Raw genomic sequence first — 9,133 nt, forward strand, 5'->3', positions numbered from 1 at the left:
CAACGTCTACGCCGCCATGAACATCCTGCTGCTCAACGAGCGCACGGTGGTGCTGGTGGACACGCACGTCAACGACGAACCGACGGCCGAGCAGATCGCCGAGTTCACCATCGCCGCGGCCAAGGAAATGCAGCGCATGTTCCTGGCGCCGAAGGTGGCGTTGCTGTCGCGCTCGAACTTCGGTTCGGGCAGTTCGGCCTCGGGCGCCAAGATGCGCCGCGCGCTGGAACTGGTGCGCCAAGCCGAGCCCGAACTGGAGATCGACGGCGAAATGCACGGCGACTGCGCGCTGGACGAAGCGCTGCGCCTGCGCATCCTGCCGTCCTCCACGCTCAAGGGCGAGGCCAACCTGCTGGTGTGCCCGAACGTGGACGCCGGCAACATCGCCTACAACCTGCTCAAGACGGCCGCGGGCGGCAACGTGGCGGTCGGCCCGATCCTGCTGGGCGCGAATGCGCCGGTGCACATCCTGACCTCCAGTTCGACCGTGCGCCGCATCATCAACATGACGGCCATGACGGTGCTGGACGCCAACCGCGTCGAAGGCTGACGCGGCTGCCGGCCCGCGCCACGGGCGCGGCCGGATGGCAAAACGCCCGCTTCATCCTGGGATGTCGCGGGCGTTCTCTTTGGCCGATGCAAGGGCCGCGATGCTCAGTTCGAGCTGGCCTTCCAGGTGCCGTCCGGTTGCTTGCAGAACCAGAACTTCCAGGTTTCGGTGGTGCTGGTGCGGGCGAAATCCCCTTCCAGCAGGCGGCAGGTGCGGTCGCCCGACAGCTTGCTGGTCTGCAGCGGGGTGATCTTGGCCGTGATCGGCGCGGCCTTGCGCTTGGGCGTGCTCGACCAGTTGACGCTCTGGCCATCGGCGGCATTGTTCAACGCATCCGCGACGGCCTGGTGGAAGGCGGGCTTGTCGGCCTTGGAAATCTGGGTGATGAGGGCATTGTTCAGCATGACGGCGGGCGCCGCCAGGGCCGGGCCGGCAGTGACGCCGGCGGCGAGCGCGAAAGCGATGAGACGGATGGTTTTCATTGCGGACTCCCTCATTGTTGTCACGGCTGCGCGGACAGCCTTTTGATGGTCAGGTCCGATGGTACGCGAAGCGCCCGTTTCTTGTCTCGATCCGCCGCGGCCGCATGCTCGCCGGGTTGTGCGGGCGCAAAAAAAGCCGCCCGGCAAGGGCGGCCAAGGTACAACAAGGGGAGGGGTAAATCGTCGGCCGATCAGTTGGCGCGATGGTAGGCGCCCGAGAACGGCAGGTCGTTCGGTTCGACGTTCGAGACCAGGCCGGCCGCCTTGGCGCTGGCCAGTTCGGCTTCGACCTGGGCGCGCGTCACGCCAGACTGGGGCGCGCCGTACACGCCCTGGAAGGGCACGTCGTTGGGTTCGACGTTCGAAACCTGGCCGGCGGCCTTGGCGGCGGCCAGTTCGGCCTGCACCTGGGCGCGGGTCGGGCCTTCATAAGGGGTGCCATAGACGCCCTGGAAGGGCACGTTGTTCGGTTCGATGTTCTGCGAGGCGTAGGCGCCGGCGCTCAGGGCGGCCAGGGACATCAGCAGGGCGGAAGCAAGGGTCTTTTTCATGGTGAATCTCCGATTTCAGAAGCCTGGGAGCGAATCCGGCGGCCTATCCGTCGTGGTTCGTTGTTGTTTCCCGATGGCTCCATAGTGCGCGCAAACGGCCTACGGATAAACCCTGATATCGGTAAAAGATTTTTCCACCAATGGAAAGAAATGGCGATTATTGGTAGTTAGTCGCCATTTATGGCGACGATAGCTGTCGCCATATTGCCAGCGCGAGAGACGCCCAGCTCAGTAATGGGGCGGCAGTTCGTCGCGCAGGCTGCGGAACGGCGCCGCGCCTTCGGGCGCCTGTTGGCGCAGTTCGGCCACCTCGCGTTGCAGGCGGTCGATCTGTTGTTGCTGGCGCACGATGATCTGGTTCAACTGTTCCAGCAGGTCGTCGGCGAAACTGGCCTTGACTTCCAGGTCCAGCAGCCGGCGTTCGATGTCTTGCGGATTTTCCATGGCGCTATTAGAACCCATTCGCCGCGGCGTCCGGGGCCGTATCGACATCCGCGCAATCCTGTGCGAGGCTCGGGGGCATGGTCACTCAGCGGGGAACTCGATTGGCGCAGCAACGACGCCGGCGCGGCGCCCTGGCCCGCCCCTTTCTGCAGGGCCTGCTGGGCATGGCGCCGGCGGTGGCGGCGCTGGCCCAATCGCAGGCGCCGCAGCAGCTGGCCCCGGTGGCGGTGACCGGCACCCGGATCGGCGCGCCGCCCTGGGAAACCCCGGCCTCGGTCGACATCGTGGAAGGCGCGGCGATGCGTCGCGGCCAGCCCGGGATCAACCTGTCCGAAGGCCTGGCCGGCGTGCCGGGCCTGCAGGTCCAGAACCGCCAGAACTACGCGCAGGACCTGCAGCTATCCAGCCGCGGCTTCGGCGCGCGTTCCACGTTCGGCGTGCGCGGGGTGCGGCTGTACGTGGATGGCATCCCGGCGACCATGCCCGATGGACAGGGCCAGACCTCGAACATCGACATCGGCTCGCTCGACCGGGTGGAGGTGTTGCGCGGGCCGTTCTCGGCGCTGTACGGCAATTCCTCGGGGGGCGTGATCCTGGCCTATACCGAAGACGGCGCGGTGCCCGCCGCAATCGGCGTGTCGGGCTGGGCCGGCAGCGACGGGACCTGGCGCTACGGCGCCAAGGCCTCCGGCGCCTCGGGCGACATCGACTACGTGCTCGCTCTGTCGCGCATGACCACCGACGGCTACCGCGACCACAGCGCCGCGCGCAAGAACCTGGGCAACGCCAAGCTGGGTGTACAGCTGGACGACGCGAGCCGCTTGACGATCGTGGCCAACAGCGTCGACCTGACGGCGCAGGATCCGCTCGGCCTGACCTACGCGCAATTCCAGGACGCACCGCGCAGCGCCGCGCTGGCCACGCAATACGACACCCGCAAGACCGTGCGCCAGACCCAGGGCGGGCTGGTCTACGAGCGCCACGTCGACGGCGCCAACACCCTGCGCCTGATGCTGTACTACGGCCAGCGCGACACCACGCAATTCCAGGCCATCCCGCCCGCCGCGCAGGCGGCGACGACCCAGGCGGGCGGCGTGATCGACCTGCGCCGCCGCTATGGCGGCGCCGACCTGCGCTGGACCGCGGAACTGGGGCCGGCGGAACGGCCCTTGACGCTGGTCGGCGGCTTCTCGTACGACACACTGCGCGAACAACGCAAGGGCTACCAGAACTACACCGGCGACGGCGCCGACCGCCAGATCGGGGTGCAAGGCGCGCTGCGGCGCGACGAAACCAACACCGTCTACAACGCCGATCCCTACCTGCAGGCATCGTGGCGCATGGCGCCGCGCTGGACCCTGGATGCGGGCCTGCGCTACAGCACGGTGGCGTTCCGCTCGCGCGACCACTACATCACGCCGGGCAACGGCGACGACAGCGGCGATGCGCGCTACCGCCGCGCATTGCCGGTGGCCGCGCTACGCTACCAGCCCGAGGCGCGCACCAGCCTGTACGTGTCCTATGGCCGCGGCTTCGAAACCCCCACGTTCAATGAGTTGTCGTACCGGCCCGGCGGCCTGCCGGGGCTGAACTTCGCGCTGGCGCCCGCGCTCGGCAACAATGCCGAAGCGGGCCTGAAGACCGACCTTGCCGGCGGGCAACTGACCGCCGCGGTGTTCCGCGTATCGACGCACGACGAGATCGTGTCGGCGGGCAGCGCGGGCGGTCGCGCCACCTTCCGCAACGCCGGGCGCACGCGCCGCGATGGCGTCGAGTTGGGCTGGTCGGCGGCCTTTGCCCGCCATGGGCGCGCGCAACTGGCCTACACCTGGCTGGATGCGCGCTATCGCGACGATGGCGCCGGCGGCATCCGCGCCGGCAACCGCATTCCGGGCATCGCGCGTCAATCGGCCTACGCCGCGCTGGGCTGGGCGCCACCACAGGGTTGGCAGGCGGGCATCGAGGCTCGCTACCTGAGCCGCCTGTATGCCGATGACGCCAACGACGCGGCCGCGCCGGGCTATGTGGTGGCCGCGCTGTCGGCGGGCTATGTCAAGCGCCTGGGAGACTGGGATCTGAGCGCCTACGCCCGCGTCGACAACCTGTTCGACCGGCGTTATGCCGGATCCGTCATCGTCAACGAAAGCAATGGCCGCTACTACGAGCCGGCGCCGGGGCGCAGCGTGGGCGTGGGGTTGGGCGTCATGTACCGTTATTGAGGTGGCATGCCCGGCCGGCTCAGGCGGCCCTGGCCGAGCCGTAGCAGAAGCCATGATCCTCACAGGCAGCGCAGCCCGGCGCGGCGGCGAGCGGCAGGCCGGCGTGTTCACAGGCGGAATACGCCAGGAACTTCTTCCAGCGCAGGTTGGCGGTGTTGCGCGCCACCAGGCCCGGGTAGTGGCGCGTCAGCAGCGCGGTGACGTCCTCGCGGCCGGTCAGGCCGAGGTCGCGCCACAGATGGTCCGGGCGCAGGCAGGCGTGCGCCAACACGCTGGTGACCCAGGCGGTGGTGGGCGCGGGCCCGCCGCAAGCCTGGAGCAGCATGCGCAGCAGGCGCGTGAAATCCGGTTGCGGATTGGCCAGGCCGCGCGCCGCGTAGGCGAGCAATTGTGCCCGCAGGTCGGCGAGCGCGGTGGTCGCGCCGCCCTGCGCACCCGGAAACACGCTGGCCAGCACCTCGGCCAGCTCGACGGGCGACAGGCCGGTGCGGGCCAGGTCATGGTGCGCCAGGCTCTTGCCGATCACGGTGGCGAAGAAGCGGGCGTCCGGATGGCCGGGCGACGCGTGGTCCAGCAGGGCGCGGGCCAGGGCATCGATGTCGCCGGTGGCAGGAGGGGCGGTGAGAAGGGCATCCATGGCGGTTGGCGAGGGAAGGATCGAAGAAATCGTTATAAGCCAGAATATATGACGAATGCCGGATGACCCTGCCTGCGTTGGGTCAATTCCGCCGTGGATTGATCGCGGGGGATCGTCGCGGCGAAATGCCTGCCACCCAAAAAAAACAGGCGCCTCGCGGCGCCTGTCTGTCGTCATCGGATGACGGGTCTTACATGGCGTGGCCCATGTTGACGTTCATGTTGTACAGCACCCAGGCCGAACCCCCGACGATGATGGCGATGATCATCACGGTGAAGACGAACGTGGCCAGGTTGTCGCGGGCCGATTTCGATGCGCCCATGTGCAGGAAGTACACCAGCTGCACCAGCAGCTGGAGCACGCACAGTGCCACCACGCCGATGATGGTGATGGTGTGGGACAGCGCGCCGCTCATCACCAGGCCGAACGAGCCGAAGGTGAGCAGGAGCGAGAGCACGAAACCGATGATGTAGGACTTCAGGCTGCCGTGGTCGGCGGCGTGATCGTCGTGGCCGTGTGCGGCCGCAGCGGAGTGCGACATCAGAGGGCTCCCAGAAGATAGACGAAGGTGAAGACGCAGATCCAGACGATGTCCAGGAAGTGCCAGAACAGGCTCAGGCACGCCAGGCGACGCTTGTTGATCGAGTCCAGGCCATGGCGGCGGATCATGTCGATCATGACGACGATCCAGATCAGGCCGAACGTCACGTGCAGGCCGTGCGTGCCGATCAGCGTGAAGAACGCCGACAGGTAGGCGCTGCGGCCGGGGCCCGCGCCTTCGGTGATCAGGTGATGGAATTCATAGACTTCCATCGCGATGAAGCCCGCGCCGAACAGGAACGTGACCATCAACCAGCCGATTGCGCGGCTCTTGTTGTTGGCGTGGACGTTCAGGTTGGCCATGCCGAAGGTGAAGCTCGAGAACAGCAGCAACAGGGTTTCGACCAGGACGAACTTCAGGTCGAACAGTTCCTTGCCGGTGGGGCCGCCCGCGGTGGCGTTGGCCAGCACCGCGAACGTCGCGAACAGCACCGAAAAGATCAGCAAGTCGCTCATGAGGTAGACCCAGAAACCGAAAACGGTCTTGGATCCATCGTCATGGTGCGCGTGATCGTCGTGACCCGCGTGGGGGTGAGTGGCTACGGCTTGAATCATGGCTCAGGCGGCCTTCTGCATTTTTTCAAAGTGGGCGTTTTCGATGCGTTCGACTTCCGCGGCCGGGACCCAGTAGTCGACGTCGCGGTCATAGGCGCGGACGATGAACGAACCGATCATGCCGACGAAACCGACGATCGACAGCCACCAGATGTGCCAGATCAGGGCAAAGCACATGACCAGGCCGAATGCGCCGATGAAGACGCCGGCGGCGGTGTTCTTCGGCATGTGGATGTCTTCGTACTTGGCTGGGCGCTTGTAGGCCTTGCCGTTCTGCTTGTCTTCCCAGAACTGGTCCAGTTCATCGACGTGAGGAACATGGGCGAAGTTGTAGAAAGGCGCGGGCGACGAGATCGACCATTCCAGGGTGCGGCCATCCCAGGGATCGCCGGTGATGTCCTGGTTCTGCTTGCGCTGGCGCACCGACACGAACACTTGCTGCAGCAGGAACCAGATGCCCAGCATGATCAGCGCGGCGCCGGCCAGCGCGACCAGCAGGTACGGCTGCCATTCGGGGTTGTCGTAGTGGTTCAGGCGACGCGTCATGCCCTTGAAGCCCAGGATGTACAGGGGCATGAAGGCCAGGAAGAAGCCGACGAACCAGCAGTAGAACGAGTAGCGGCCCAGGCGTTCGTTCAGCTTGAAGCCGAAAGCCTTGGGGAACCAGTAGGTCATGCCGGCGATGCAACCGAACACCACGCCACCGATGATGGTGTTGTGGAAGTGGGCGATCAGGAACAGGCTGTTGTGCAGCACGAACGACACGCCGGGGATGGCCAGCATCACGCCGGTCATGCCGCCGATGACGAACACCAGCATGAAGCCCAGCGTCCACAGCACCGGCGTGGTGATGCGCAGGCGGCCGCGGTAGATGGTGAACAGCCAGTTGAAGATCTTCGCGCCCGTCGGGATCGAGATGATCATCGTGGCGATGCCGAAGAACGCGTTGACGTTGGCCCCCGCGCCCATGGTGAAGAAGTGGTGCAGCCAGACCAGGAACGACAGCACGCCGATGGCGGCCGTGGCGTAGACCATGGACTTGTAGCCGAACAGGGTCTTGCGGGCGAACGTGGCGACCACTTCGGAGTACACGCCGAAGGCCGGCAGCACCAGGATGTAGACCTCGGGGTGGCCCCAGATCCAGATCAGGTTCACGTACATCATGACGTTGCCGCCCATGTCGTTCGTGAAGAAGTGCGTGCCCAGGTAGCGGTCCATCGTCAGCAGCGCCAGCGTGGCGGCCAGCACCGGGAAGGCGGCCACGATCAGGACGTTGGTGACCAGCGAGGTCCAGGTGAAGATCGGCATCTTCATCAGGCTCATGCCCGGCGCGCGCATGCGCAGGATGGTCACGATGAAGTTGATGCCGCTGAGTGTTGTACCCAGCCCGGAGATCTGCAGCGCCCAGATGTAGTAGTCCACCCCGACACTTGGGCTGTAGTCGAGCCCGGACAGCGGCGGATAGGCGAGCCAGCCGGTCGCGGCGAATTCACCGACGAACAGCGAGATCATCATCAGCGCGACGCCGGCGCCGAACAGCCAGAAGCTCAGCGAGTTCAGGAACGGGTAGGCCACGTCGCGGGCGCCGATCTGCAGCGGCACCACGATGTTCATCAGCCCGGTGATGAAAGGCATCGCCATGAAGAAGATCATGATGACGCCGTGGGCGGTGAAGATCTGGTCGTAGTGGTGGGGCGGCAGGAAGCCGGCGGAGTCGGCCGAGGCGACGGCCAACTGGGTACGCATCATGATGGCGTCGGCGAAGCCGCGCAGCAGCATGATCAGCGCGACGATGATGTACATCACGCCGATGCGCTTGTGGTCGACCGAGGTCAGCCATTCGGTCCAGAGGTACTTCCACTTGCGGAAGTAGGTGATGGCGCCGAAGACCGCTAGGCCTCCCAGGCACACGGCGGCCAGCGTGACCATGACGATGGGTTCATGGTACGGAATGGCCTCGAGGGTGAGTTTCCCGAGCATTATTGAGTCAATCCTGCGACAAGATTATTCGACGTGGGGGTGCACGTGGCGTCATCGACGCCGGCCATCTTGGACATGGTGCTGCCCAGGATGTAGTCGAACATGGACGGCGGCACCGAGGCGTACTTGGCGACCGGGTTGTGTTCGCTGCGCTTGGTCAGTTCCTGGTACACCGCCGGAGTCAGCGCGGTGCCGGAAGCCTTGGCTTCCTTGACCCAGTTGTCGAAGCCTTCCTGCGACGTGGCGATGGCCTTGAAGCGCATGCCGGAGAAGCCGGCGCCGCTGTAGTTGGCCGAGATGCCGGCGTAGGTGCCGGGCTCGCGCGCGTTCAGGTGCAGCTTGGTCTCCATGCCCGCCATCGAGTAGATCTGGCTGCCCAGTTGGGGGATGAAGAACGAGTTCATGACCGAGGCCGAGGTGATCCGGAAATTGACCGGGACGTCAACCGGGAAGGCGATCTCGTTGACCGTGGCGATGTCGTACTCGGGGTAGATGAACAGCCACTTCCAATCCAGCGACACCACCTCGATGGTGACCGGCTTGTGCTCGGAGACGAGCGGCTTGTAGGGATCGAGCGCGTGCGTGGAGCGCCAGGTGATCACGGCGAGGATCGCCACGATGATACATGGCACGGTCCAGACCACGACTTCGATCGCCGTGGAGTGGGCCCACTTGGGCTGGTAGTCGGCCTTGGTATTGGATGCGCGGTATTTCCAGGCAAACGTCAGGATCATGATGATGACCGGGATCACCACCAGGAGCATCAGACCGGTTGCCGTGAACAGCAGGGTCTTTTCCTGAGCGCCAATGTCTCCCTTGGGGGAGAGGATTTCCATGTTGCAGCCGCCAAGCAGCATGACCGCGCCGACGCCAAAAATGCGCGTAAGGGTCGCAAGGAGGGGGTGTTTCACGTACAGCCTTGGATGGAAGGTGGGAAATGCTGCGTAGCAGCAGACTGGAATGCTGCTAGGCAGCAACGTCCATCCTATCGGTTTGATTTGGGTCAAGGCTGCGACGAATGGTCGCATTGCCTAGCGGGCTTTTGCCCTCAAGGCTTCCCGTTAAGGGTTTTCCCAGGCGGGGGCGGGCTTTGCTGGAAGGGTGGGGGTGCGACG

Annotated in this window: 10 protein-coding genes; 2 read left to right on the forward strand and 8 right to left on the reverse strand. The window is 65.4% G+C overall.

The window, feature by feature from the left end; translation table 11 throughout:
* Positions 1 to 550: phosphate acyltransferase (locus DK459_RS07455; RefSeq protein WP_255412868.1), on the forward strand; the 550-nt coding region annotated here is incomplete at its 5' end.
* A 104-nt stretch (positions 551 to 654) separates the two neighbouring features.
* Here DK459_RS07455 and DK459_RS07460 read toward each other — a convergent pair.
* The 3 genes from DK459_RS07460 to DK459_RS07470 all read right to left on the reverse strand — a co-directional run bounded on the left by DK459_RS07460 (position 655) and on the right by DK459_RS07470 (position 2,027).
* Entirely contained in the window at positions 655 to 1,032 is a 378-nt protein-coding gene (locus DK459_RS07460) for a hypothetical protein (RefSeq protein WP_006387436.1), read from the reverse strand.
* A gap of 191 nt (positions 1,033 to 1,223) precedes the next feature.
* Positions 1,224 to 1,583, reverse strand: a complete 360-nt coding sequence (locus tag DK459_RS07465) for a DUF4148 domain-containing protein (RefSeq protein WP_006387437.1) — start codon at positions 1,581 to 1,583, stop codon at positions 1,224 to 1,226.
* Positions 1,584 to 1,811: 228 nt separating this feature from the next.
* Positions 1,812 to 2,027 (reverse strand): SlyX family protein, encoded by a 216-nt coding sequence (locus DK459_RS07470; RefSeq protein WP_006387438.1) that lies wholly within the window; start codon positions 2,025 to 2,027, stop codon positions 1,812 to 1,814.
* Between the two features lie 164 nt (positions 2,028 to 2,191).
* On the opposite strand from DK459_RS07470, the gene DK459_RS07475 reads away from it, so the two are divergent.
* Positions 2,192 to 4,246 (forward strand): TonB-dependent receptor, encoded by a 2,055-nt coding sequence (locus DK459_RS07475; RefSeq protein ID WP_199234267.1) that lies wholly within the window; start codon positions 2,192 to 2,194, stop codon positions 4,244 to 4,246.
* Between the two features lie 19 nt (positions 4,247 to 4,265).
* Here the strand turns inward: DK459_RS07475 and DK459_RS07480 are convergent, their stop codons facing one another.
* From DK459_RS07480 to cyoA, 5 genes are all read right to left on the reverse strand, one after another.
* Entirely contained in the window at positions 4,266 to 4,883 is a 618-nt protein-coding gene (locus DK459_RS07480; RefSeq protein WP_006387440.1) for a nitrogen fixation protein NifQ, read from the reverse strand.
* 190 nt (positions 4,884 to 5,073) lie between these two features.
* Positions 5,074 to 5,424, reverse strand: coding sequence for a cytochrome o ubiquinol oxidase subunit IV (cyoD, locus tag DK459_RS07485; protein ID WP_006387442.1), 351 nt, complete (start codon positions 5,422 to 5,424; stop codon positions 5,074 to 5,076).
* A complete protein-coding gene (gene cyoC, locus DK459_RS07490) occupies positions 5,424 to 6,038 on the reverse strand; it encodes a cytochrome o ubiquinol oxidase subunit III (RefSeq protein ID WP_006387443.1) in 615 nt (204 codons plus the stop codon). Before cyoC ends, cyoD begins: the two co-directional genes overlap by 1 nt.
* 3 nt (positions 6,039 to 6,041) lie before the next feature.
* Positions 6,042 to 8,018, reverse strand: coding sequence for a cytochrome o ubiquinol oxidase subunit I (cyoB, locus tag DK459_RS07495; protein ID WP_006387444.1), 1,977 nt, complete (start codon positions 8,016 to 8,018; stop codon positions 6,042 to 6,044).
* Positions 8,018 to 8,929, reverse strand: coding sequence for a ubiquinol oxidase subunit II (gene cyoA / locus DK459_RS07500; protein ID WP_026384598.1), 912 nt, complete (start codon positions 8,927 to 8,929; stop codon positions 8,018 to 8,020). The genes cyoB and cyoA overlap by 1 nt, the downstream gene beginning before the upstream one ends.
* Positions 8,930 to 9,133 lie beyond the last annotated feature (204 nt).

Source organism: Achromobacter sp. RW408, assembly GCF_003184165.1.
GTDB classification, from domain to species: Bacteria; Pseudomonadota; Gammaproteobacteria; order Burkholderiales; family Burkholderiaceae_B; genus Achromobacter; species Achromobacter xylosoxidans.

Bases quoted from the DNA above. Each gene is read 5' to 3' on its own strand.
- DK459_RS07465 (WP_006387437.1), bottom strand. From the start codon at position 1,583: ATGAAAAAGACCCTTGCTTCCGCCCTGCTGATGTCCCTGGCCGCCCTG.
- cyoC (WP_006387443.1), bottom strand. From the start codon at position 6,038: ATGATTCAAGCCGTAGCCACTCACCCCCACGCGGGTCACGACGATCAC.
- DK459_RS07480 (WP_006387440.1), bottom strand. From the start codon at position 4,883: ATGGATGCCCTTCTCACCGCCCCTCCTGCCACCGGCGACATCGATGCC.
- cyoB (WP_006387444.1), bottom strand. From the start codon at position 8,018: ATGCTCGGGAAACTCACCCTCGAGGCCATTCCGTACCATGAACCCATC.
- DK459_RS07460 (WP_006387436.1), bottom strand. From the start codon at position 1,032: ATGAAAACCATCCGTCTCATCGCTTTCGCGCTCGCCGCCGGCGTCACT.
- DK459_RS07475 (WP_199234267.1), top strand. From the start codon at position 2,192: ATGGCGCCGGCGGTGGCGGCGCTGGCCCAATCGCAGGCGCCGCAGCAG.
- cyoD (WP_006387442.1), bottom strand. From the start codon at position 5,424: ATGTCGCACTCCGCTGCGGCCGCACACGGCCACGACGATCACGCCGCC.
- DK459_RS07470 (WP_006387438.1), bottom strand. From the start codon at position 2,027: ATGGAAAATCCGCAAGACATCGAACGCCGGCTGCTGGACCTGGAAGTC.